Origin of the sequence: Thioclava sp. NG1 (assembly GCF_003122275.1) — a bacterium.
Lineage (GTDB): Bacteria > Pseudomonadota > Alphaproteobacteria > Rhodobacterales > Rhodobacteraceae > Thioclava > Thioclava nitratireducens.
Genome location: NZ_QFBB01000001.1, coordinates 56,542 through 79,961, shown reverse-complemented (window position 1 = coordinate 79,961; position 23,420 = coordinate 56,542). Strand labels below are relative to the sequence as shown.

At 63.2% G+C, this 23,420-nt stretch carries 23 protein-coding genes; 14 read left to right on the top strand and 9 right to left on the bottom strand.

Going from position 1 to position 23,420, the window contains the following annotated elements:
• Positions 1-8: 8 nt before the first annotated feature.
• From DEM26_RS00380 to soxR, 3 genes are all read right to left on the bottom strand, one after another.
• Positions 9-374, bottom strand: coding sequence for a FadR/GntR family transcriptional regulator (locus DEM26_RS00380; RefSeq protein ID WP_109171459.1), 366 nt, complete (start codon positions 372-374; stop codon positions 9-11).
• A 263-nt stretch (positions 375-637) separates the two neighbouring features.
• The gene (locus DEM26_RS20865; RefSeq protein ID WP_109171458.1) at positions 638-1,054 is read right to left on the bottom strand and encodes a GFA family protein; all 417 of its coding nucleotides are present in this window, start codon (positions 1,052-1,054) and stop codon (positions 638-640) included.
• A 226-nt stretch (positions 1,055-1,280) separates the two neighbouring features.
• Positions 1,281-1,721, bottom strand: a complete 441-nt coding sequence (gene soxR / locus DEM26_RS00370) for a redox-sensitive transcriptional activator SoxR (protein ID WP_075774263.1) — start codon at positions 1,719-1,721, stop codon at positions 1,281-1,283.
• Between the two features lie 435 nt (positions 1,722-2,156).
• Here soxR and DEM26_RS00365 point away from each other — a divergent pair, with 435 nt between their 5' ends.
• A complete protein-coding gene (locus tag DEM26_RS00365; protein ID WP_233242982.1) occupies positions 2,157-2,585 on the top strand; it encodes a VOC family protein in 429 nt (142 codons plus the stop codon).
• Positions 2,586-2,852: 267 nt separating this feature from the next.
• On the opposite strand, the gene DEM26_RS00360 is transcribed toward DEM26_RS00365, so the two are convergent.
• Together DEM26_RS00360 and DEM26_RS00355 are read right to left on the bottom strand one after the other, a co-directional pair.
• Positions 2,853-4,238: a sensor histidine kinase gene (locus tag DEM26_RS00360; protein ID WP_233242981.1), complete on the bottom strand. Its 1,386-nt coding sequence runs from the start codon at positions 4,236-4,238 to the stop codon at positions 2,853-2,855.
• A complete protein-coding gene (locus DEM26_RS00355; RefSeq protein ID WP_075774265.1) occupies positions 4,235-4,906 on the bottom strand; it encodes a response regulator transcription factor in 672 nt (223 codons plus the stop codon). Before DEM26_RS00355 ends, DEM26_RS00360 begins: the two co-directional genes overlap by 4 nt.
• Before the next feature lie 151 nt (positions 4,907-5,057).
• On the opposite strand from DEM26_RS00355, the gene DEM26_RS00350 reads away from it, so the two are divergent.
• The 6 genes from DEM26_RS00350 (at position 5,058) to DEM26_RS00330 (ending at position 11,323) form a co-directional block, all read left to right on the top strand.
• A complete protein-coding gene (locus tag DEM26_RS00350) occupies positions 5,058-6,134 on the top strand; it encodes a tricarboxylate transporter (protein WP_075774266.1) in 1,077 nt (358 codons plus the stop codon).
• A 79-nt stretch (positions 6,135-6,213) separates the two neighbouring features.
• Positions 6,214-8,244, top strand: a complete 2,031-nt coding sequence (locus DEM26_RS00345; protein ID WP_075774267.1) for a tripartite tricarboxylate transporter permease — start codon at positions 6,214-6,216, stop codon at positions 8,242-8,244.
• 18 nt (positions 8,245-8,262) lie between these two features.
• On the top strand, positions 8,263-9,351 hold the full coding sequence (locus tag DEM26_RS00340; RefSeq protein WP_109171457.1) for a 4-oxalomesaconate tautomerase: 1,089 nt from the start codon (positions 8,263-8,265) through the stop codon (positions 9,349-9,351).
• 1 nt (position 9,352) lies between these two features.
• Positions 9,353-10,168 (top strand): universal stress protein, encoded by an 816-nt coding sequence (locus DEM26_RS00335; RefSeq protein WP_075774269.1) that lies wholly within the window; start codon positions 9,353-9,355, stop codon positions 10,166-10,168.
• A gap of 7 nt (positions 10,169-10,175) precedes the next feature.
• Positions 10,176-10,337, top strand: coding sequence for a hypothetical protein (locus DEM26_RS20535; RefSeq protein WP_167733399.1), 162 nt, complete (start codon positions 10,176-10,178; stop codon positions 10,335-10,337).
• A gap of 14 nt (positions 10,338-10,351) precedes the next feature.
• Positions 10,352-11,323 carry a D-2-hydroxyacid dehydrogenase family protein gene (locus tag DEM26_RS00330; protein ID WP_109171456.1) on the top strand — a complete coding sequence of 324 codons (972 nt, stop codon included), beginning with the start codon at positions 10,352-10,354 and terminating at the stop codon, positions 11,321-11,323.
• On the opposite strand, the gene DEM26_RS00325 is transcribed toward DEM26_RS00330, so the two are convergent.
• A complete protein-coding gene (locus tag DEM26_RS00325; RefSeq protein ID WP_075774350.1) occupies positions 11,301-12,329 on the bottom strand; it encodes an AbrB family transcriptional regulator in 1,029 nt (342 codons plus the stop codon). The two genes, DEM26_RS00330 and DEM26_RS00325, sit on opposite strands and share 23 nt — an antisense overlap.
• Positions 12,330-12,433: 104 nt before the next feature.
• Between DEM26_RS00325 and DEM26_RS00320 the strand changes: the two genes are divergently transcribed.
• From DEM26_RS00320 to tcuB, 3 genes are read left to right on the top strand one after another with little or no spacing between them, the layout of a single operon-like run.
• The gene (locus DEM26_RS00320; RefSeq protein ID WP_109171659.1) at positions 12,434-13,117 is read left to right on the top strand and encodes a GntR family transcriptional regulator; all 684 of its coding nucleotides are present in this window, start codon (positions 12,434-12,436) and stop codon (positions 13,115-13,117) included.
• Entirely contained in the window at positions 13,114-14,508 is a 1,395-nt protein-coding gene (gene tcuA / locus DEM26_RS00315; RefSeq protein ID WP_088725724.1) for an FAD-dependent tricarballylate dehydrogenase TcuA, read from the top strand. Before DEM26_RS00320 ends, tcuA begins: the two co-directional genes overlap by 4 nt.
• Positions 14,498-15,571, top strand: coding sequence for a tricarballylate utilization 4Fe-4S protein TcuB (gene tcuB, locus DEM26_RS00310; protein ID WP_109171455.1), 1,074 nt, complete (start codon positions 14,498-14,500; stop codon positions 15,569-15,571). The genes tcuA and tcuB overlap by 11 nt, the downstream gene beginning before the upstream one ends.
• A 288-nt stretch (positions 15,572-15,859) precedes the next feature.
• Here the strand turns inward: tcuB and DEM26_RS00305 are convergent, their stop codons facing one another.
• The 3 genes from DEM26_RS00305 to DEM26_RS00295 are packed head-to-tail and all read right to left on the bottom strand — an operon-like array spanning position 15,860 to position 18,667.
• Entirely contained in the window at positions 15,860-16,174 is a 315-nt protein-coding gene (locus DEM26_RS00305; RefSeq protein ID WP_075774274.1) for an antibiotic biosynthesis monooxygenase, read from the bottom strand.
• A gap of 23 nt (positions 16,175-16,197) precedes the next feature.
• Positions 16,198-17,727 carry an autoinducer-2 kinase gene (gene lsrK / locus DEM26_RS00300; RefSeq protein ID WP_109171454.1) on the bottom strand — a complete coding sequence of 510 codons (1,530 nt, stop codon included), beginning with the start codon at positions 17,725-17,727 and terminating at the stop codon, positions 16,198-16,200.
• 1 nt (position 17,728) lies between these two features.
• A complete protein-coding gene (locus tag DEM26_RS00295) occupies positions 17,729-18,667 on the bottom strand; it encodes a sugar-binding transcriptional regulator (RefSeq protein WP_088719744.1) in 939 nt (312 codons plus the stop codon).
• A gap of 205 nt (positions 18,668-18,872) precedes the next feature.
• Between DEM26_RS00295 and lsrA the strand changes: the two genes are divergently transcribed.
• From lsrA to lsrB, 4 genes are read left to right on the top strand one after another with little or no spacing between them, the layout of a single operon-like run.
• The gene (gene lsrA, locus DEM26_RS00290) at positions 18,873-20,348 is read left to right on the top strand and encodes an autoinducer 2 ABC transporter ATP-binding protein LsrA (protein WP_109171658.1); all 1,476 of its coding nucleotides are present in this window, start codon (positions 18,873-18,875) and stop codon (positions 20,346-20,348) included.
• On the top strand, positions 20,341-21,351 hold the full coding sequence (locus tag DEM26_RS00285; RefSeq protein ID WP_088719745.1) for an ABC transporter permease subunit: 1,011 nt from the start codon (positions 20,341-20,343) through the stop codon (positions 21,349-21,351). The genes lsrA and DEM26_RS00285 overlap by 8 nt, the downstream gene beginning before the upstream one ends.
• A complete protein-coding gene (locus DEM26_RS00280) occupies positions 21,348-22,331 on the top strand; it encodes an ABC transporter permease subunit (protein ID WP_075774278.1) in 984 nt (327 codons plus the stop codon). The genes DEM26_RS00285 and DEM26_RS00280 overlap by 4 nt, the downstream gene beginning before the upstream one ends.
• A 33-nt stretch (positions 22,332-22,364) precedes the next feature.
• Positions 22,365-23,384: an autoinducer 2 ABC transporter substrate-binding protein LsrB gene (gene lsrB / locus DEM26_RS00275; RefSeq protein WP_088719747.1), complete on the top strand. Its 1,020-nt coding sequence runs from the start codon at positions 22,365-22,367 to the stop codon at positions 23,382-23,384.
• The last annotated feature ends 36 nt before the right edge of the window (positions 23,385-23,420 follow it).

Here is a 23,420-nt window from a genome sequence, read left to right as displayed (position 1 = left end):
AGCTGGGCTCAGCCCATCCCGCGGGAGCGTAGACATTCATCGCTGGAGCGCTCCAGGACGGCTTTCATCGCTTTCTTTGCGGCCTCCGGCTCGCGGTTTTCGACGGCCCTGACGATTGCGCTATGAAGGGCGACGACCTTGGCCATTTTGGACGGTCCGCGCTTCTGGTCTTCGGTCTCGCTCGCCAAGAGCGAATAGAGCGCGGTCTGCAGGGGATCGCAGAGTGACTGGAGAAAACGGTTACCCGACAGACGCAGGATCTGGCGATGGAGATCGAGAACCGCGAGCGCGAACTCACCGCGGCTCGCGGCAACCTCCAACGCATCGCAATGCGCCGACAAGGCGGCCAGAAAGGAAACCGGGCGCCGCTGCATCGTGTGTCAGCGCAGCACGCCCGTGTCGAACATGTTCCATTCCGTGGTCGGGTAGACGCGGGTGCCCACCTTCGCCTTGGAAACCAGTATGCTCTTCGCGATCAGCGTTTTCTTCGGTTCGCCGACAATCGATCTCTTCCCCGAGGAAGGCGGCCGAAATCACAGCTGCGGTCGCTCAGGCGGGGGCAAGAACGGCACGAATATAAGGACGCTGTGAGAGGCGCTTTTCCTTCTCTGGATGCAGTGCGTGACGGGGCCCCAACCTACTCGGATCGACCGGGAAGCCCGTCGTGCCTTTCGATCGAGGCCAGGTCATTGTCCCAGTTCGCGCGGCTGGAAACGCAAATATGGGCGGTGGGTCGAATTTCGAGCGGGCTATCGAGTGAGCCCGCTGGGACGACGAGCGAGCCATCATGCGCTTGAGAGAACGGCAGCGCCGACCCGCAGTCTGCACAGAAGCTCTTCACATGCTCTGTCCCGGGAACGCGAAACACCCTGATGTTTTCCGCCCCGGACATCCAGGTGATCTCAGCAGTCGATGAAAACAGGTTCGCGGAATGGGCCGTGCCGCTATCTTTGCGGCAGCGTCCGCAATGGCACAGGAAGAAGCTCTCGAACTCTCCCGATATACGAAACCTTACGGCTCCACACTGGCACTTTCCGTGCACCTCGTTATCCATTCCTAAACCCCCCGACACGCCCCGACTTCCGGCGCAAAGCCTCACAAGGAGCAACGCGAGCGTCAACATCTCACGCACACCCTAATGCCGATGATCGGCATATCGACGATCAGTGAGATCGTTCAGCGTCAAACGGGATGCCGCTGTGAAAACTGACGTCTATTTCGAATTCACCCAAATCTTTTTGATGATCGCACTAATTTTCGGCCGTGCCTTTGCCACGCTCTCAGATATCCTCGATCCACTTTCTTGGGCCCGTTCCACGCTGACGCAGCTCATCCTTGGGATTGAACATCTCGCAAGATTTCAAGGAGAGGCAGCCGCAGCCGATGCAAGCGGTCAGAGTCTTTCGCAGGCGCTGAAGTTGGGCAATCTGCTCGTCGACCCGGTGCGTCCACTTCTCTGACAGCGCCGCCCAGTCTTCCCCGGTCGGAACATGGTCTGTCGGCAGCTTGTCGAGTTCGGTTTTGATCTCTTCAAGCGTCATGCCGAGGGTCTGAGCGAAAGTGATAAAGGCGAGGCGCCGCAGAACGTGGCGTGGGAAGCGTCTGTGCCCGGAGCCAGCCCGCTCGGACGAAATGAGCCCGCGCTCCTCGTAATAGCGCAGCGCCGAGGAGGCGATGCCGCTGCGGCGTGAAATTTGATTGATGGTCAGCGTCGTTTCCATGGTCCGGTCGTTTCTCAAATTTCAGCATTGACCTCAAGTTGGCTTGAACTTTTAGAACGCCGCTCATTCGACAGTCAACGGAGAAAACCAATGCGACAGATTCACGCTTATCCTTCGGCTCAAAAGTCGCAGGCTTTCCACATGCCGGGACAGGTAGGAAGCAGTCGAGACCGGCTGAACGTTGGGAGCGCATCATGACGCCAGAGGCGCACCCGCAAGCTTTGCAGCTGCGCGATGAACTTCATTGCTTGCTCCGCCGCCATAGAGCGACGTCTGTCGTTTGCGCGCTGTTGTGGGCGTTGCTGCGGTCACGGCAGAGATCCAAATCGATCGCTACGACTACCCTTTGCTCGCATATCCGGCGCGACGTTGGCCTACCACCCGCGCCGCCGGACGCGACGCGATATAACGAATTGCACTGACAGGAGATCAGAAATGCCCGTCGAAATCGACAGCGAAACCGCGCCCGCGAACAAGTTGACAGACATGATCGAATGTCATGGCCTCATCCTCTTCACCGAACGCTACGAGGCCTGCGTAGAGTTTTATCAAACCAAGCTCGGTCTGCCGCTTTGGTATGAAAAGCCAGGGCTGACCTGCCTTCGCTTCGGCGACGGATATTTGATGATCGAGACCGGCGGACGCGCCGAAGTCACCCGGAAAGACATTTCTCAGAACCCGGTTGCGTTGCGCTTCAACGTCTCAGACGTGAAGGCTGCAGCCAGCCTGCTGGAGGCTCAAGGCGTGCCAGTCGAAGTCAAAATGCACGACTGGGGCACGACCGGCGCGTTCATCGATCCGGACGGCAACGTGTGCAGCCTGAAGAACGCCGACGATCCCTTCTTTACCGACGAGCAAGGGTAATGATGTGCAGCCTTCCCAAGATAAAGTGGTAGCCGTCAAACGTTCTCTCTCGGACGCGCAGGGTATCTATGGAAGGTGAAGCAACTGCACAGGCGCGAAAATACGGCCACGTAGCTTCAGCAGCTCGGCGTGCTTGACGGGCACCGCAGAGCTGGGTGGGCCACTTCGGCCCAAAGCGGTCCTTGCGTTTCCAGCGAGTTAGCATCCGCTTCGAACGTCAAACGGACACTCATCCTAACACTCGCAGTGCCCTCTGCGGAGGTCGCTTCAACAGTCGCCCGGGAGACACGCGGCAAGCGGAAGCGTCAGTCGGACGCGAGTTCCGCGGTCGCAGGGGGCTAGTCTCACCTCCCCTTTGTGGCGGTGCAAAATCTGTTCGACTATCGCGAGACCAAGACCGGTGCCTTGCCCGTTCCTAAGCTGGGAGAAGCGCCGAAATGCGGTCTCTTCTTGATCGAGCGGGATGCCGACTCCGTCGTCTTGCACTGTGATTATGGCTTCCCCCCCGGATTGTTCCGTTCTAACCGCGATACGGGTCATTGTCGGGCCGCCGTGGTGAAGGGCGTTCTCCAGCAAGTTCCGCACCGCCTCACCGATCAGAACAGGGTCGCCGCTCACGGGAAGGGGCTCGGGGGACGTTTCGAGTTCGAATTCGATGTCACGCGAAAGCGCCGCGGAGCCAAAGCTGCGGCAGGCCTCTTCCACGACCGTATTCAGGTCGAACGCCTCAATGGTGTCCCCGCCTTCGTAGCGAAGCCGCTCGAGCGAGAGGAGTTGGTCCGCCAGTCGGGCGGAGTTGCGCGCCGCCTCGATTAGATCCTGCTGGCGCGCCTCGCGTTCGGCTGGATCGCGCACGCCCGGCAAAGTCTCGGCCAGTGCGAGGAGGGCGGAAGCAGGATTGCGAAGCTGATGGGCCGCATCGGAAATGAAGGCTTGATGGGTTTCTATGCTTCGACGCATCTGCAGCAGCAGCCTGTTGAGAGTCGTAACGATGCCCATGACTTCTTTAGGCACTGGGCGTTTGATGCGGGCGAGATCATCGGGCGAGCGTTTCTCGATCGCGGCCTGAAGATCGTTGAGAGGCCGGAGACCGATCTGGACACCGAACCAGATCAGCAGACTCAGCGCGACCATCAGAACGACGATGACGGCTGCCGCCCGTTGGGCCAACTGGCGAGCGAAGGCACGGCGATCGCTCGCGCGTTGCCAGACCGTGACGACGGTTTCTCCGGTCATGTTGCCAATCGTTCGACGTTCATGCATCCGCATGACGCGCACCAGTTCGCCGCGATATTCCGCCATATAGTAATAGGGCTTCTCCTGCGGCACGTCGGTTTCGGGGCGCGGCGGATAGGCGTAGCCGGTCACGTATATCCCGCCCGGTCCGGTCACGTGGTAAAAGACTTCGCCGCCGCCTGCGTCCGAAATGATATCCCGGGTGCTCGGCGAAAGCGCATCGCCCTCAGAGATCGCGACATCGCGCGAAATTGCCAGTGCCGCGGCGAGGAGACTACGATCAAAGAGCTCTTCCGAGGTTCGTTGCCCCACCGAGAAGCGCCACCACCCTAACAGGATCGAGACCAGCAAGAGTGGCGGGAGGATGACGAGGAACAGCCTCATCCGCAAGGACATGGCCTTGGGCTGCGAGATCATGAAGCTTCCACCTCGAGCATGTAGCCCAGGCCTCGAGCCGTCTTGATCTTGATTCCGTATGGCTCAAGTCGTTTGCGCAGTCGCGAGACATGCGGTTCGATCGCGCTTTCCTCGGCATCCGAGCCGGTGCCGTAGACATGCGTGATCAATGCCGATTTGGAGACGATCCGTCCGCGCCGTTCGAGGAGACATTCCAGCGTGGCGATCTCCTTGCGCGGAATTTCGAGCGGAGTTTCGTCATGCATCAACTGACGGCTGGTGCGGTCGAAGACGAGCGGACCGAACGTGTCGCGCTCCATGAATTCGAGGTTCTTGCGTCGTGCCATCGCCCGCAACCGGGCTTCCAGTTCATCCATCTCGAAGGGTTTGGTGAGGTAGTCATCCGCCCCTGCATCCAGCCCGGCAACCCGCTCGGCCGTTTCAGAGCGCGCGGTCAGCAGGATCACCGGCGCCCCGTCGCCGCGCCTGCGCAGCGCCCGCAACACCTCGATCCCGTCCATCCCCGGTAAGTTCAGATCCAGAACGATCAGATCCGCGCCTTCCTGCGCGAGGAAACGGTCGGCCTCGAGCCCGTCATGCAGAAGGTCCACGGCATGGCCGCGATCCCGCAGGCGGAAGGCGATGGCGCGGGACAGAGCCTCGTTATCTTCGATGACGGCGATGCGCATGGTTACTTCTTTGTCATGTTGCGCAAGTTTCGCGCAAGGTTAGGACGACATGTTGCCGGTGTAGGAGGAGGGATTCGTCCCTTGAGGAGAATAACTACATACCGGCCGGCTTCGAGCCCGCCCGGTTCGAAAGGTCTAAGGGAGGACACTAATGACCATCAAGCAATTCGTATATTCTGCGGCGGCGCTCGCCTTCATGTCGGCACCGGCCCTCGCGGATGTCGACTTCAGCGGCAAGACCATCGAATGGGTCATTCCGTTCTCGGAGACGGGGGGCTCTGCGAAATGGGCCAACTTCTTTGCGCCGCTGCTGGCGCAGGAGCTGCCGGGTAAACCTACCGTGATCGTGAAGTTCATGCCGGGCGCAGGCTCGACCAAGGGCGCGAACTGGTTCCAGGAGCAGCGCTACGAGGACGGCACGCTGCTGTTCGGCACCTCCGGCTCGACGCAGTTCCCCTATCTGCTCGGCGATCCGCGGGTGCGCTACGAGTATTCCGACTGGATCCCGGTCATGGCATCGGGCACGGGCGGCGTGGCTTATCTCAATCCCGAGGCCGGCAAGAAATTCGACGGGTCTGCGAATAACCTCAAGGATCTCAACTTCATCTACGGTTCGCAGGGTGCGACCCGTCTCGACCTCGTGCCGCTTCTCGCATGGCGGATGCTGGGCATGAACGTGGAGCCGGTCTTCGGCATCAAGGGGCGCGGCGACGGTCGCCTGATGTTCGAACGCGGCGAGGCGACGATCGACTACCAGACGACGACCGGCTATCTCGGCGGCTCGCTCTCGATGGTCGAGGATGGCAAGGCCGTTCCGATGATGACTTGGGGCGCGCTCGACGAGAATAACAACATCGTCCGCGATCCGACCTTCCCCGATCTGCCGACCTTCAAGGAAGTTTGCGAAGCCACCGATGGCTGCGAAACCTCCGGCGAAGCCTGGGATTCGTGGAAAGCGTTCTTCATCGCGGGCTTCCCGGTTCAGAAGATCGCGTTCCTGCCGCAGGGCACGCCCGATGACGTGGTCGAAGCCTATACCGAAGCCTTCGACGCCGTGCGCAACCGTCCGGACTTCAAGAAAATCGCGGCACAGCAGGTTGGTAAATACGACGTCTTCGTCGGCAAGGGCGCCGAGCAGGCGACCAAGGAAGGCACGACCGTATCTCCCGAAGCCAAAGCCTATGTGACCGACTGGCTTCAAGAAGCCTACGGCGTTTCGCTGAACTAAGCGAAACCCCCGAGCGGTCCCTTCCTGCGGGACGCGGACCGCTCACTTTCTCATAATCCTAAAATTCGAGGTGGGCGAGATGGATGTCTTCGCAACCGCCGTGCCTGCGCTTGGCGAGGCATGGGCTCTGATTCTGCAACCTGTTGTTCTGGGATACCTGGTGCTCGGGGTCGTCATGGGCTTGGCCGTGGGGGTCTTCCCCGGTCTCGGCGGCATCGCCGGCCTCTCACTCCTGCTGCCATTCATGTTCGGCATGGACCCGGTGCTGGGGCTGGCCCTGATGGTGGGCATGGTCGCGGTCGTGCCGACCTCGGACACCTTCGCCTCCGTACTGATGGGGATCCCCGGGTCCTCGGCGAGCCAGGCGACGGTTCTCGACGGCTTCCCGCTTGCCAAGAAAGGGCAGGCGGCGCGGGCGCTCTCGGCCGCCTTCACTTCGTCCCTCTTCGGCGGTCTCGTCGGTGCGCTGTTCCTGACCATGTTCATCATGGTCGCCCGGCCGCTGGTGCTGGCCTTCGGCCTGCCCGAGATGCTGATGATCTCGATCCTCGGCCTCTCGATGGTCGCTGTGCTCGCGGGGCGCGTTGCGCTCAAGGGCCTCGCCGCCGCGGGGCTTGGCATGCTGATCGGCACGATCGGCGAAGCCGATGCCGGCGGCAGCCTGCGCATGGCGACCTATGACATTCCCTATCTCACGGACGGGCTGCAGCTGGTGATCGTCGGTCTCGGCATCTTCGCCTTGCCCGAAATCGTCTCGCTTCTTCGTCAGGACAGCTCGATCGCCAAGGACGCGACGCTCGGCGCCGGCTGGAGCCAAGGCGTGCGCGACTGGGTCGCCAACAAATGGCTTTCCGTCCGCTGCTCGCTGATCGGCGTGATCGTCGGCGTGATCCCCGGGCTCGGCGGGTCGGTCGTCGACTGGATCGCCTACGGCCACGCCGTTCAGACCACAAAAGACAAGTCGAATTTCGGCAAAGGCGAAATCCGCGGCGTGATCGGGCCGGAGAGTTCGAACAACGCCAAGGAAGGCGGCGGCCTCGTCCCCACGCTGCTCTTCGGTATCCCGGGCTCGGGTTCGATGGCGATCTTCATCGGCGCGCTCGCCCTGCTGGGGTCTGGCGATATCGAGGTCGGTCCCAACATGCTGCGGGACAATCTCGATATCACCTATTCGATCGTCTGGCTGCTGGCGCTGGCAAATGTCGTGGGCACGGTGCTCTGCATCGCGGCCTCGGGCGGGATCGCGAAGCTGACCACGATCCGCTTCACCTATCTCGCGCCGTTCCTGTTCATGCTGATTTCCTTCGCGGCCTTCCAGTCAGGGCAGAATTTCGAGGACATCCTCGCCCTGTTCGCGATTGGCCTCATCGGGATCTTCCTGCGCCGGTTCGACTGGTCGCGTCCGGCGTTCCTGATCGGCTTCGTGCTGTCGAACCCGGTCGAGAAATTCTCCAACCAGGCCTTCCAGATCGCATCCTTCCGGTTCCGCAATTCCTTCTCGGCGGGCGTCGATTACCTGTTCTCGCCCATCGTGATCGTCTTGCTCATCGTGACAGTGGTGTCGGTCTTCCTCGGGCTGCGGCAGGCTAAGTCGATCATGGCCGAGGGTGATGTCCAGTCGGGCTCCAAACGCGCGCCGCTGATCTTCCTGCTGGTGGTCATGGGCTACGTGATTGCTGCGCTCGTCAACGCGAGCCTGATCCCGAACTACAACATGACCGACAAGATCGTGCCGCTCGTGGTTGGGGGCATCACGCTGACGGCGCTGGTGATCCTTCTGGTGCAGATGATCCTGCGCGCCGAGCGTGACGTGATCTTCGCGGACAAGGAAGTCTCCGGAGAGGACGCCGACGCGCCCTACGGCCTGTGGGGAACGCTCGCGTGGTTCGCGGGGCTGATCGCGGCGACTTACGTCGTCGGCTTCATCCTCGCCCTGGCCGGGTTCCTCGTCACCTTCCTGCGCATCCGCGCTCAGGCCAGCTGGCCCAAGACGCTGATCCTCGCCGCCAGCGGCATCGCCCTGATGTGCGTCATGGCCGGCGCGCTGAACCGCGATTTCCCGCCCGGCCTGCTGCAGCACGCAGCCAATCTTCCTTGGCCCCTGAAATGATCCGACGGAGCGAATGAGATGGAACAGACAGCCATTCCCTATGTATTCATGCGCGGCGGCACCTCGCGAGGCCCCTATTTCAACCGCGCCGATCTGCCTGCCGATCGCGAGACTCTGGCCGAGGTTCTGATCGCGGTGCTCGGTTCGGGGCATGCGAACAATATCGACGGGCTCGGCGGAGGCGTCGCGGTGACGACCAAGGTCGCGATGCTCTCGCCCTCGGACGATGACTGGGCGGAGGTCGATTATTTCTTCGCGCAGGTCTCGGTCGAGGATCGGCTCGTCGACTTCAAACCGACCTGCGGCAACATCCTCTCGGGGGTGGGGCCGGCCGCGATCGAGCTGGGTCTCGTGCGCCCCACGGGAGACGAGACCGAGGTGAAGATCCGCGCGGTCAATACCGGGGCGAAGGTTCTCGCGCGCGTTCAGACGCCGGGCGGGGCGATGCGCTACGACGGTGACGCGGAAATCGCCGGCGTGCCCGGCACGGCCGCGCCGATCGCGCTCAATTTCATGGGGGTCGTCGGCTCCTCGACCGGAGCGTTTCTTCCGACCGGGCATCTGCGCGACGAGTTCGACGGTATCGAGGTGACCTGCATGGATGTCGCGATGCCGATGGTGATCGCGCGGGCGCAGGACTTCGGCCTTACCGGCTATGAAAGCGTGGCAGAGCTCGACGCGAATACCGAGTTCTTCGCCCGCATGGAGGCCGTGCGCCTCAAGGCGGGCGCGGCGATGGGGATGGGCGACGTCTCGAAATCGGTGACGCCGAAATTCGGCCTGCTTGCGCCTGCCAAGGCGGGTGGAACCATCGCGACGCGCTATTTCATGCCGTGGAACACGCACCCGTCGATGGCGGTCACCGGCGCGCAATGTCTTGCCTCCTGCGCGCTCACGCCCGGCACTGTGGCCGACGGTCTGCTGGAGCGACCGACCACCAGCCCGGCGAGCGTGGTGCTGGAGCATGCGTCCGGCACGATCGAGGTCCTCGTCGACTTCGAAATGAACAACCACTTCACGCTGAACTCCGCAGGTTTGCTGCGCACCGCGCGCAAGTTGGCCGACGGCCGAGTCTATGTTCCCGCTTCGGTTTGGAAAGGACGCTGACATGCCGATGATGAATCTTCTGGTCGCCTTCAATGGATCGAGCGGGTCGGTCGCCGCCCTGCGCTATGCCGCCTCCATGGCGGCGCAGCGTGGCGCTCATGTGACGGCGATAATGGCCCATGCGGCGCACGAGGTGATCGACCGCCGCTCGCGCTGGATTCCGAAGGAGGCGCGTGCGCTTCTTGAAGCGGCCAATGGCGACATCCTGCGCGAGATCGAGGCGCGGTTCGAGGAAGAGCGCCGTGCTCTGGGGCTTGGCAGTGATCTCGAGTTGAAAGTCGTGGCTGGACGCGTGGACAATGTTCTGTCCGAAGCGGCGCGCTATTACGACATGCTGATCGTGGGCACGCAGGCTGACGATGGCGATGCCCATGTGGTCCTGCATCCCGATCGTATCGCGCTGATGTCGGGCCGTCCGGTGATCGTGGTTCCCGAGGGCTACGATGCGGGCGCAAAGCACAGCCATGCGGCGCTCGCATGGGATGGAGGGCGGGCCGCCGCGCGCGCGCTCTCCGACAGTCTGCGACTGCTCGAGGATGACGGACGGGTCAGCGTTCTGACCGTTGGGCCACATGACGACCGCGCTATCAACGACCTTCTAACCCATCTCTCGCGGCACGGCGTGGCGGCCATTCACGAGGATTGGCCGACGCCGCGACCGGTGGCGGACACGCTCCTCGGCTGGTGCGGGCGCAATGATCCGTCGCTTCTCGTGCTCGGAGCCTTCGAGCATTCCAAGTTTCGCGAAGATTTCCTTGGAGGCGTGACCTCGGAAGTGCTTGCGCGCACGAAAATTCCCGTATTGTTGTCGCATTGAGGAGGCCATGACCCATTTCGAGAAGCTGAGCCGCGTCCGTCAGGACCTCGAGGACATTCGCAAGGAGATCGTCGCGAAGATCGCCCGCGACGAGGGCAAATCCCCCGATCACGTGCTCCTGCACGACCGGGTCAGTCGCGCGATCAAGGCGCTGTCCGGTCAAGGCTAACCATGGGATAGGCAATGAAGGTCCATATTCTCGACGACTGGTTCGACACGCTCCGCAGCTTGCCCTGTTTTCGCATGCTGGATGGGCACGAGGTGACGGTCTGGACGGATCACGAGCCCGATGAGGAGGCGCTTGCGCGCCGCCTCGCGGAGGCCGAATGCGTGGTTCTTTTTCGGGAACGCACGAAGATCACGCGCGGCTTGCTCGAGCGGCTTCCCAACCTGCGCCTGATTTCGCAGCGGGGCACGTGGCCGCATGTTGATGTGGAGGCCTGCACCGACCAAGGCGTTCTGCTGTGTTCGAATACGGGCGGGGATGGCGCGAACTATGCGGCAGCAGAGCTGACCTTCGCGTTGATGCTCGCCGCGATGCGCCAGCTTCCGCAGCAGATGGCCAGCGTCAAAGCCGGCAACTGGCAGATGGGCGTGGGGCGCAGCCTGCGCGGACGGGTGCTGGGCCTTTACGGATACGGGCGTTTGGGGCGGGTCGTCGCGGATTATGCCCGGGCCTTCGGGATGCAGGTCGTCTGGTGGGCCTCCGAGGCGGGGCGGGCGCGTGTCTTGGCCGACGGGGAGACCGTTGCCGAGAGCCGTGCCGCCTTCTTCGCGCAAAGCGACATCGTCTCCCTGCATCTGCGATTGACGCCTGAGACCCGCGGGATCGTCACCGCCGAGGATCTCGCGCAGATGTCCCCGCGCTCGGTGCTGGTGAACACGTCTCGCGCAGGGCTGATTGCGCCGGGGGCCTTGCTGGCGGCCCTTGAGGCCGGGCATCCCGGGCAGGCTGCGGTGGATGTCTTCGACCGCGAGCCAGAGACCGACGCGACAGATCCGCTGCTCGCGCATCCGAACCTCATCGCCACGCCCCATATCGGCTACGTGACCGAGGACGAGTTCGACAAGCAGTTCTCCGACATCTTCGCGCAGGTGAATGCCTATGCGGAGGGCAGCCCGATCCACATGGTCAACCCGTCCGCCTTCGGGTGAGGATCCTCGCCACCACGGGCGCGCCGACGATCACGAGCACGATGCGCGTCAGGTGATGGGTAATGACGAAGCCGAGATCCGCCCCGGTCACGATCGCGAGGACCGTCATCTCCGCCTGACCGCCGGGCGCGAAGGCCAGAAAGGCTGGCACCCGCTCGCCCAGACCCAAAACGGTCACAAGACCGGAAAACCCCGCGGCCAGCACGGCCAGCACGAGCACGTAGGCGATGCCTGCCGACACGATGCGGGTGAGTTCCTTCCAGGTCACGCCGAGGAAATGCACGCCGATCCCGCAGCCAATGAAGAATTGGGCCGCGAGGATTGCCTCGGCAGGCGGGCGGAAATGGATGATCCCGGAGAGCGACAGGGTCGCCGTGACGATCATCGGGCCGAGAATCGAGGCGCCGAACAGCCCGAGCCTCTCGCCGCCTTTCCAGCCGAGCACCGCGGCGACGGCCATGATCGCCAGCTCATACCACGGCAGATCCGCGACCGGCGCGCCGATCGGGTTGCTGAGTTCGGCGCCGTAGAAATGGCTCAGGAAAAACGGCGCCACGGTCACGATGATCAGAACCCGTGTCGCGTGCACCAACGAAAGCGCGCGGGGATTGCCGCCCGCTTCCGTGCCGAAGATCACCATGTCCTGAAGCCCGCCTGGCATTGCGGCGTAATAGGCGGTGGGCGCATCGAAGCCCCAGAACTTCCGGAAGAAGGGCACGCCGATCAGCGCGATCACCGCGATGAAGACAGGGACGAGAGAGACCGAGAGCGCCATGCGCGGCAATTGCGCGATAACCTCGGGCGTGATCGAGGCGCCGACCGCCACGCCGAGGATCGTGCGCGCGCCGACAGAGATCTGGCCGAAGCCCTGAAGCGGTAAATGCGCGAGCGCGCCGGCGAGGCAAAATGCCATCGGGCCGAAGAGGAAGGGAAGCGGCAGATCCAGCGCCCAGAAGAGCGCCGTGCCACAGGCTGCAAGGAGAAATGTAAGGCCGCGCCGCCGCATGGCACCCGCGAAAATATGTTTGCGCAAACTGGCCTCCTGTTCGTCTTGACGTAACTTGTATACTAATGTATCCAACTGGACACAAGATGAACGCGGAGGGCGAAATGGCAAATGAGGACGGCAGCACACCGCAGGGAAACGCTGCTTACGACCGCCTGCTGACCGAATTGCGCGAAGGGCGGCTCAACCCGGGCGACCGCTTGCGGGAAACCGAACTTGCGGAGCGCCTGGGTATGTCGCGAACGCCTGTCCGGGAAGCGATCCGCAAGCTCGAAGCGGATAACATCGTCAGTCACGTTGCGCGGCAGGGCGCCTGCATTCGGCGGCTCGACTATGCCGAAGTCATGGAGCTTTACGAGATGCGCGCGGTGCTCGAAGGCACAGCGGCACGGCTCGCGGCCCGGGCGGCTTCGGATATCGAGATCGACGAGCTCTACGAGATGAACCGGCAGCTGGGCGAGATCGGCAATGTCCCTGAGGCTTTCACGCTCAACCGGCAGTTCCACGCCGCCTTGCTCGACGCAGCGAAGAACCGGTTCCTCACCCGCTCGATCCGCTCGCTGCAAAAGGCGCTGATGATCCTCGGACCCACGACGCTGACCGAGCCGGACCGGGCTGTGAAGGCGGTAGAAGAACATTTCGCCGTGCTCGAGGCCGTCAAGGCGCGCGACGGCGCGCTCGCCGAGGCTGCGATGCGCGCGCACATCGAGGCGGCCCAGAGAGTACGCGTGCGTGCCCTGCGCTCCGAGCCCGGCCAGACCCCCAGCTATGACGGAGATCTGCTGTGACCCTTGCTTCACCTCAACCCGACATTGCCGTCATCGGCGGCGGTAACGCGGCCCTCTGTGCCGCGATCACCGCGGCAGAGGCCGGGGCGCGCGTGTTGATTCTCGAAGCCGCGCCGAAACCCTATCGGGGCGGAAATTCTCGCCATACGCGCAACTTCCGCTGCATGCATCGCGGGCCGCTTGGTCCACTTACCGACAGTTATACCGAGGAAGAATACCTTGCCGACCTGATGAAGGTCACCGGCGGCAAGACCGATGAAGGTCTGGCGCGGCTCGCCATTCGAAGCTCCGAGGAATGCCTGCCCTGGATGGAGGCGCATGGCGTTCGCTTTCAGCCCTCGCTGTCGGGCACGCTTTCGCTGGCGCGGACAAACGCATTCTTCCTCGGTGGCGGCAAGGGCCTCGTGAATGCCTATTACCGCACCGCGGAAGCGCTCGGGGTTCAGGTCGAATACGAAGCGGCCGTCACCCATCTGGAAATCGACGACGATCGCGTGACGCATATCGACTATACGCAGAATGGCGAGACGCGGCGCATCAGCCCGAAATCGGTCGTGGTCGCGTCGGGCGGTTTTCAGGCGGATACCGATTGGCTTGCCCGCGCCTGGGGGCCGGCCGCGAAGAACTTCCTGATCCGGGGCACGCCCTACAATCGCGGCGTCGTGCTCGCGGACCTTCTCGAGCAGAAGGTCGAACAGGTCGGCGATCCGACGCAATGCCACGCGGTCGCGATTGACGGGCGCGCGCCGAAATTCGATGGCGGGATCGTCACGCGGCTCGATTGCGTGCCGTTCTCGATCGTCGTGAACAAGAATGGCGAGCGGTTTTACGACGAGGGGGAGGACGTATGGCCGAAGCGCTATGCGATCTGGGGCCGTCTCGTCGCGGCGCAGCCCGATCAGGTGGGCTATGTCATCATCGACGCGAAGTCGCTCGAACTGTTCATGCCTTCGGTCTTTCCGCCGATCAAGGCCGATACGCTCGAAGATCTGGCGACCAAGATGGGACTGCCGCCTGCAGCCTTGGCCGAGACCGTGGCCGAGTTCAACGCAGCCTGCGGCGACACATCCGGATTTCACCCGACAGAACTGGATGGGGTGTCCACCACCGGAATCACCCCGCCGAAGACCAACTGGGCGCGTCCGATCACCGAGCCGCCCTTTTACGGATACTCGCTGCGCACAGGGGTGACCTTCACCTATCTCGGGTTGAAGGTCGACGAGCGCGCACAATGCTCGATCGGAAACCGCCCCGTTTCGAACCTCTGGGCTGCCGGCGAAACCATGGCCGGTTCAATTCTCGGGCAGGGGTATCTCGCCGGTTTCGGCATGACGATCGGCACCGTTTTCGGACGTATTGCAGGCAAGGAGGCTGCCGCCCATGCAAACTGAGTTTCTCGAAGAGGCGCGCCGTCAGGCCGAGATCTGCAACGCCTGCCGGTATTGCGAAGGATATTGCTCGGTCTTTCCAGCGCTCCATGCCGAGCGCGCCTTCAGCGACGGCGATCTGACGCAGCTCGCCAATCTCTGTCACAATTGCCGCGGGTGCTATTACGCCTGCCAATACACGGCACCGCACGAGTTTGCCCTCAACCTGCCGCAGGCGCTGGCGAATGTTCGGCAGGATAGCTGGGAAGAATTCGCGTTTCCCCGCGCGGCGGGTCAGGCCTTCCAGAAAAGCGGGCTGCGCATAGCGCTCGCGACGGTGCTGGGCTTTGCGCTCCTGATCTGGGCCATGCTCTCGCTCGCAAGCGCAGGGGGCGAGGGTTTTTACGCGGTCCTGGCGCATAACACGATGGTCGCGATCTTCCTGCCAGCCTTCCTGTTCCCGCTGTTCAGCCTCGCGATCAGCCTGCGGCGGTATTGGCGCGCGGTCGGGGCCGGTCCGCTTCGCTTCTCCGATCTTCGGGGAGGCTTTGCCGCCGCCGCGAACATGCGCAACCTCAACGGCGGGCATGGAGATGGCTGCAATTTCGAGGACGAGGACCGTTTTTCCCAAGGCCGCCGGTTCGCGCATCAAGCCGTTATGTATGGCTTTCTTCTGTGTTTCGCCGCCACGAGTGTGGCGACGTTGATGCATTACCTGCTGGATCTGCGCGCCCCTTACCCGCTCTGGTCCCTGCCGAAGCTTCTCGGCCTGTCGGGTGGCTTGCTGCTGACCCTGGGTTGCATCGAGATGATCCGTCTGAAGCTGCGGGCGGATCCCGAACTCGGTGCCTCGGGCGCGACGAGCGGCGAATTCGGCTTTGTCGCTCTCTTGGGCTTTGTCGGTTTGAGCGGATTGGCGCTTTATGGACTCGGTCAAACCCCGCTGATGCCGGCCATGTTGGCCTTGCATCTTGGGGCCGTGCTCGCATTCTTCCTGCTGACACCGTTTTCCAAGATGGCACACGGCTTCTATCGCCTCGCCGCGCTGACTGCCGATGCGCAAAAGAAAAGGGAGGTGGCTCGGTAAGAGGCAGTGGCCGGGCGCGCAAAGCTGTCGTCCGAACGAGAGATGGACCAATGCGCGCTGGTTGTTGAGGATTGCGGCTTCGGGCGCTTAGCAGGCATTGGGCCCGAGCGCAGCTAGTAACCGCTTTCCACTCAATTCGGAATTCGTCGCTCTGCGAGAATTTCTTTAAGCAGTTTATGAACCCGGTCGGCCGTGCGTGACGGAAGCGTTATCCAATTCTCAAAGACGGAATTTCCATAAACCGAAGCCTGAAGTGCCCGGGATGGCTTCGGTTTATAGGATCGAGCGTTATGCCGAGGTTGCCGCAGCGCCCTGCACGAGTACCGGCTCGAAATAGGTCTTCGAGCGCCCGCCGATCGTGATCGGGTCGATCATCGAGACGCATTTCTGGTAATGCGCGGTCTTTCGGTGATCTTCCAACGCATCATCGCTTTGAAAAATTTCATAGACGAAGAAGTTGTTCTCGTCCTCGGGGTCGTGCAGCAGGTCGAAGCGCAGGTTGCCCGGTTCTTCGCGCGTGCCGTCGCAGTTGATCTTGAAGGCTTCGAGGAAAGTCTCGCGCGTGCCCGGCTGCACCTTGATATTCACCAGTTGGATCAGCATTCAGAAGTCCTTTCTTGCAGGTCTCACGTGCCCGGGGCACGCCACATGGATTGGGTGACGCCCTCGGCCACCAGCGCGCGCTGCGCGGCATAGGCGCGTTGCCAGCGGTCGCTTGCCTCGTCGTAGAGGTCGCGCAGCGCGCGGTTCGGTTGGTATTCATCTTCGATGCAGGACCATGCCGCGCCTGCGTCCTTCAGCGAGCCGAACTGGCCGGACCCGGTCGCGGCCGCTGCCGCACAGCCAAGCGCGGTGGCCTCCTTCACCTTCGAGGTGGCGACCGGCAGGCCGGTAACATCCGCAAGGATTTGCGCCCAATGCTGGGATTTCGATGCGCCTCCGGCAAAGACGATGCGCGCGGGGCGCTCGCCGGTCAGGGCGAAGACCGCCTCGAGATTGCGATGCGCGACGATGGCGGCATTCTCCTGCAAGGCGCGAAAGATCGCGGCGGGCCCGGATTTCTCGGGATCGAGCGAAAGGTTGAGCAGCGACGGGGCCGCGTGGATCCATTCGTTGTAGCGCATCACGTCGGACAAGATGGGGATGATCCCATGCGCGCCGGGCGGCACCTCCTTCGAGGCGGCTTCCAGCTCGGAATACCCCTTGCCCTGCCCGAAGGCGTCGCGGAACCAACGCATCGCTGCCCCGGTGAAGAAGCTGATCGCTTCGGCCTGATTGAGATGCGAGACCACATGCGGGTTGACCCGGAGTTTCATGCTCGGGTCGGTCAGGGTCAGCGGGACATTGACCACCTGCTGCCAGAACGTGCCGCCGAGCACCGCGCAATCGCCATTCCCGACAATCCCGAGCCCTAGTCCCCCGGTTTGGCAATCGCCGCCACCCGCCACGACCAGCGTACCAGGCGCGAGCCCGGTCTCCTCTGCCGCCGCGCCTGTTACCGTGCCCACGCATTCTCCGGTCACGACGCCGCGCGGGAAGATGTCGCTGCGCAGCCCCAGTTTATCCATCGCGTCGCCAAGCACCTTGCGATCTGCGAGGCCGATCAGCCCGGTCGTCCCGGCATTTGACGGCTCGGAAGTGAGTTCTCCCGAAAGCCGATAGAGCACCCAATCCGACAGCATCGTCAGGGCCCGGGCCCGGTCGAGCACCTCGGGCATGTGCCGGCGCAGCCAGATCAGCCGGGGGAGGGCTCCAAGCGCGTAGGTTTGGCCTGAGCGCGCATAGATGTCTTCCTCCAGCCCCGGATAGTCCCGCTTGAGTTCGCGGACCTCGGCATCGGCGCGCGCATCGACATTCGCGCAGGCCCAGATTTCCGCACCGCTCTCGTCATGCAGAACGAAGGCCTCGCGCATCGCCGTGGCGCTGACCGAGACGATATCCTTCGGATCGACACCGGACTTCGCGATCACCTCGCGGCAGCAGCGGGCCAGTGCTGCCCAGTTGCCTTCCGTGTCGAAATCCATCGAGCCAGGATAGCGCGGGTCGCTGGCGTGCCACCATTCCTGCCCGGCGGTCGCGATCTCGGCGCCGGTCTCGTCGAACAGGACGGCCCGCCCGCTGCCGGTGCCAGCGTCAAAGGCGAGAAAATAGCGCATGTCAGTCCTCCGCGGCGTCGAGGAGCGACAGCGCGGTCGCCTCATCGGTCACCAGAATGTCGAGAATTTGGCCGCGCAGCGCGGCGAGGATCGGGGTCACCTTGTTTGGGCCCCCGGCGGCGCCGATTACCTGCTCGCAGTCGCGGAGCTGGACTAGATCGACGCCGATCACGCGCTCATGCAGCGGCAGCTCCATGTCCTGCCCGGTCCGGTCGTAGAACCGACAGAGCACATCGCCACGTGCACCGCTGCGGCGCAGTGGCTCGATTTCGCCTGCGGTAATATAGCCTTGCGCAACCACGGTCGCCTGTTCCGAGATGCCGCCTATCCCGACCAGCTTGTAATCGGCCGCGATCGCCTGGTTGAGCAAGGACGAGATCGCAGGCTCTCGCAGCAGGGCGGCGGCCAGTTCCGGCGTCGAGACGACGAGCGGCGCGGGGATGATGTTCGGCGTGCGGTCCCAATGCGCCTCGCGCATCCCCTGCACATAGGTCTGCACGCCGCCCGTCAGCGAAAACAGCTCGATGCGGCGCTCCTGCACCACATGGCCGAGCACCCGGATGGCGTTCGACACGGTGGCGCCCCAGCCGACCGCAAGACTGTCGCCGGGCGCGAGTTTCTGCATGAGGTAATTCGCCGCCGCCTGTCCGATCCGCGCGTCGACATCCGATCCGGCGCTGTCGGGGATCACGCGGCAATCCTTGAGGCGGAATCGCTCCTGCAGACGGGTCTCGATCTCGAGGCAGCCTTGCTGGCGCGAATTTATCCGCACTTCGATCAGCCCGGAGGCGCGTCCCGCATCGAGCAACCGCGATACCTTGATGCGCGAGAGGTTGAGCTGATGCCCGACTTCGCTCTGCGTGAGCCCGTCATTGTAATAGAGCCAAGCGACCCGCGCGAGCAGGGCTTCGTCCGTTTCGTTCGGCGCTAGCTCTTCCATGACGATCGGTCCTCCGAAGTGGTGGGGCAATGTTCAAATAACTCGTTACAAAAACATATGAACAAGTCAATAACTCAAAAACGCCGCATCGCAGCATAAAAAATAAGCTAAAAATTGTTGACAGCGAGTATATCGGATGAACAGATGTTATCACGACAAACAGATGAACATTCGAGGAGACGGGATGTTGATCGAGGGAGGCGCTATGACATCTGTGCTCGCCGAGCTTGGCCGGGTTTCTAAAAGCTACGGCGGCGTGCCCGTGCTTAAGGGCGTGGATTTCGCGGTTCGTGCCGGGGAAATCCATGCGCTTCTGGGCGGCAATGGTGCGGGTAAGTCCACCTTGATGAAAATCCTCGCAGGTCTGGTCGCGCCGACGGCGGGGCGGGTCTCCATCGGTGGAGCGCCCCTGCATCCCGCGACGCCCGCGCAGGCGCAGGCGATGGGGCTGTATCTGGTGCCGCAAGAGGCGCATATCTTCCCCAATCAAAGCGTTCTGGAGAATATCTGCATTGGCCTGCCGCGCCGGGCAGAGGCTTATCGCGCGCGCATTGGCGAGCTGATCGCGGATCTTGGCGTCGCGCTGTCGCCCGATGCCAAGGCCGCGACCCTCGAGATCGCAGACCGACAGATCGTGGAAATCCTGCGGGGCCTCGTGCGCGAGGCGAAGGTGCTGATCCTTGACGAGCCGACCTCGGCGCTTACTCCGCATGAGGTGGACACGCTCTTCGATCGAATGCGGGCGCTTCGCGCGACGGGTCACGGGCTCGTCTTCATTTCGCACAAGCTGCACGAGTTGCGCGCCGTCAGCGACCGGATCACCGTGCTGCGCGACGGCTATGTCGTGCACAGCGCGAAGATGACCGAAAGCAACGATGCGGAGATTCTCGCCGCGATGAGTCCCGGCGTCGCGGCCCTGCGCGACCGCCGCGCCGACAGGACCCGCGCCGAGCGCAAGACGCTCGAAGTCGCGGGGCTACGGGGCGAAGGCTTTGTCGATATCTCTTTCGATGTGCATCACGGAGAAGTTCTCGGTCTGACCGGGGTCGTCGGGGCAGGGCGCACCGAACTGGCTGAAACCCTCGTCGGACTGCGGCCGCGTGCTGGCGGTAAGGTCGCACTCGAGGGCCGCGCTTTCGTCGCCCGGACACCGCGCGACGCGGTGCGTGAGAATGTCGTGCTGCTGTCCGAAGACCGGCAGCAATACGGGCTCTTTCTCGATGCGCCACTTTACTGGAATACCTCTTCGCTCGTGCATTATCTGCTGCCCTTCCTTCTACGTCCCGGCAAAGAGCGCGCGCGCTTCGAAGGCTATCGCAAGACGCTTGGAATCAAATGCGAGACGGCGGAGCAACCGGTGCGCAGCCTTTCGGGTGGAAACCAGCAAAAGGTTCTGCTGTCGAAATGCCTCGCCGCAATGCCGCGGGTTCTGATCCTCGACGAGCCGACGCGCGGCGTCGATGTGGGCGCGCGCAACGATATTTACGAACTGATCGAACAGCTGGCCGACGCAGGCACGGCGGTGTTGCTGATCTCTTCTGATTTCGACGAGGTCGTGCGCCTGTCGGACCGGATCGCGGTAATGGCGGGCGGGCACCTCGCCGGCGAGCTTCCGGGCGGAAGCAGCACCGACGAGATCGCCGAACTGGCCTTCGAATCCAAGGAGGCCGTCCATGCTTGAACGGATCGCCCGCGAACGTGTCGCGACCTTGTTCCTCGTCACGCTGATCGTGCTGTTGCTTGTCGGTGCGGCGGCGCCCGGGTTCCTCTCGGCGCGCACCGCTTCGATCATCTGGTCGAACGGCCTGGTGCTGATGCTCGTGGCGCTGGGGATTTTTCCAGTGATCCTGACGCGCAATATCGACGTCTCGGGCGGCTCGGTGCTCGGGCTCTCGGCGGTGACGCTGGGCCTGACGGTGAACGCAGGGGCGTCGCTCCCGGTGGCGATCGCGACCGCGCTTGGCGCGGGCGTGGCAGCCGGCGCGCTCAATGGCGGGCTCGTGGCGCTGCTTGGCGTGCCCTCCATCGTGGCCACGCTTGGCACGCTTGGCCTGTTCCGCGGCGTGATGCTGATCGCCACCGGCGGCGAGTGGATCGAGGAGCTGCCGCAAGGCGTCAAGGACCTCTCCGGCAAGGGCTTCCTAGGGCTGTCGGCGGTGGGTGTCGTAGCGCTCGCGCTGATCGCGGCGGTCTGGTTGGTGCTGCGCACCCGGCGCGGGCGCTGGATCTTCGCGGTAGGTGACAACCGCGAGGCAGCGCGCCATCTGGGCCTGCCGGTGCGCCGGATCGAGTTTCTCGCCTTTGTCTGGGCGGGCGCGATGTATGCGATCGCGGGTATCGCCTTTGCGGCGCAGATCGGCTTCGTGCCCAATCAGGCGGGCTCGGGGATGGAGCTGCGCGCGATCGCGGCGCTCGTGCTGGGCGGGATCAGCCTGCTGGGCGGCGTCGGATCGGTTGCCGGGGTTGTGATCGGCGTGATCTTCTTCACCTCGATCGACACCGCGCTCGTCTTCCTCAAGATCCCGGCCTACTGGAACGACCTCATCGGCGGAGCGATGCTGCTCGCCGTGCTGCTGATCGACGGTCGACTGCGGATCGCGCTGGAAGCGCGCGACCGCGCGGCGCGTTACCGCCGAGGCGAAACGCCCCCACCCAAAACCCGTGATCTGGAGGAAGCGGCATGAAGCGTCTCGTGATGCGCTGGGAGGTCCTGTTGCTCGGGCTTCTGGTCCTTGAGCTTGTGGTGTTCGGCGCCATCAACCCGCGCTTCCTCAAGTTGAGTTCGCTGCTCTATGGCACCTCGGATTTCGTGCATGTCGGGATCGTCGCGGTGCCGCTGACGCTCGTCATCATCGCTGGCGGGATCGACGTGAGCTTCGCCTCCACCGTCGGGCTCTGTGCGATCACTTTCGGGATTGCCAATTTCTTCGGGATGCCGCTTCCGGTTTCGCTTGCGGTGGGCTTCGCGACGGGTGCGCTCGCGGGGCTGCTGAACGCGACGATCATCCGGCTCACGCGGCTGCAACCGCTCGTGGTGACGCTTGGCGCGCTCTATATGTTCTCGGGCGCGGCCACGGTGCTCTCCGGCGTCGTCGGCGCGAACGGCTATGACGGCATCGGCGGCTTCCCGGCGGCCTTCACCGGGCTTGGCTACCAGATGATCCTCGGCCTGCCGATGCCGCTTTTCGTGTTCCTCGCCTTCTCGCTGGTGATGCTGGTTCTGCTGCATGTCACGCGCTTCGGGCGTCTGGTGTTCCAGATCGGCCAGAACGAATCCGCCGCGCGCCACGCGGGCATGCCCGTCGCTCGGGTGCAGCTGCTGACCTATGTCATTACCGGGCTTGCCGCCGCGCTCGCGGGGCTGCTGCTGTCGGCCTATTTCGGCTCGGCGCGGGTCGATCTGGGCAAGGCAACGCTGCTGCCCGCGATCACCGCCGCCGTTCTCGGAGGCGCCTCGATCTATGGCGGTCAGGGCTCGGTCATCGGCACCATCATCGCCACTTTCATCATCGGTTACCTGCAGCAGGGCCTGCAGATGAGCGGTGTTCCCAGTCAGGTTTCCAGCGCGTTGTCCGGAGCGCTGCTGGTTGTCGTCGTCGCAATGCGCCACGGGGCGTCCTTGCTGCGCGAGTTCATTCCGGTGCGGCCGCGTCCGTCAGAATGACGCGTCCAGAGAGTTCAGAGGAGGAGAACTGAAATGCGTAAATCGACCAAATGGGTGATGGGCACCCTTGCGGCAGGGATGCTGATGGCCAATTCGGCCGCGGCCGAGGACATCGCCTTCATTCCGAAGCTTGTCGGGGTGGGCTACTTCACGTCGGGCGGCAAGGGCGCTGTCGACATGGGCAAGAAGCTTGGCGACAACGTCACTTATGACGGGCCGACCGAACCCAGCGTGTCAGGGCAGGTTCAGTTCGTGAACAACTTCGTCAATCAGGGCTACAAGGCGGTGATCCTCGCCTCGGTCTCGCCCGATGGCCTTTGCCCGGCGCTCAAGCAAGCGATGGCGCGCGACGTGCTGGTGATGACCTGGGACTCGGATGTGAACCCGGATTGCCGCTCCTACTACATCAACCAGGGCACGCCCGCGCAGTTGGGCGGCATGCTGGTGGACATGGCATCCGACGGGCTGAACGGCAAGGACAAGGCCAAGGTCGCCTTCTTCTATTCCTCGCCGACCGTGACCGACCAGAACGCCTGGGTCGCGGCCGCGAAGGAGAAGATCGCGAAGGAGCATCCCGGCTGGGAAATCGTGACCACGCAGTACGGCTATAACGACGCGCAGAAATCGCTTCAGACCGCAGAGGGCATCCTCAGCGCCTATCCCGATCTCGACGCGATCATCGCGCCCGATGCCAACGCGCTTCCCGCCGCAGCCCAAGCTGCCGAAAATCTGGACAAGGCTGGCAAAGTGACGATCGTGGGCTTCTCGACACCCAACGTGATGCGCCCCTATGTGAAGCGCGGAACGGTTGCGCGCTTCGGCCTGTGGGACGTGACCCAGCAGGGTGCGATCTCGGTGGCGGTCGCCGATCACGTGCTCAAGAACGGGCCGCTTCAGGTCGGTGACACGATGGATGTGCCCGGCATCGGCGAAGTGAAGGTCTCGCCCAACTCGGTGCAAGGCTACGATTATGAAGCCAAGGATAACGGCATCGTTTTGCTGCCCGAACGCACCGTGTTCACCAAGGACAACATCGACAACTTCGATTTCTGATCCCCCGTGATCTCACCTGGCGGGGGCGCGGCGACG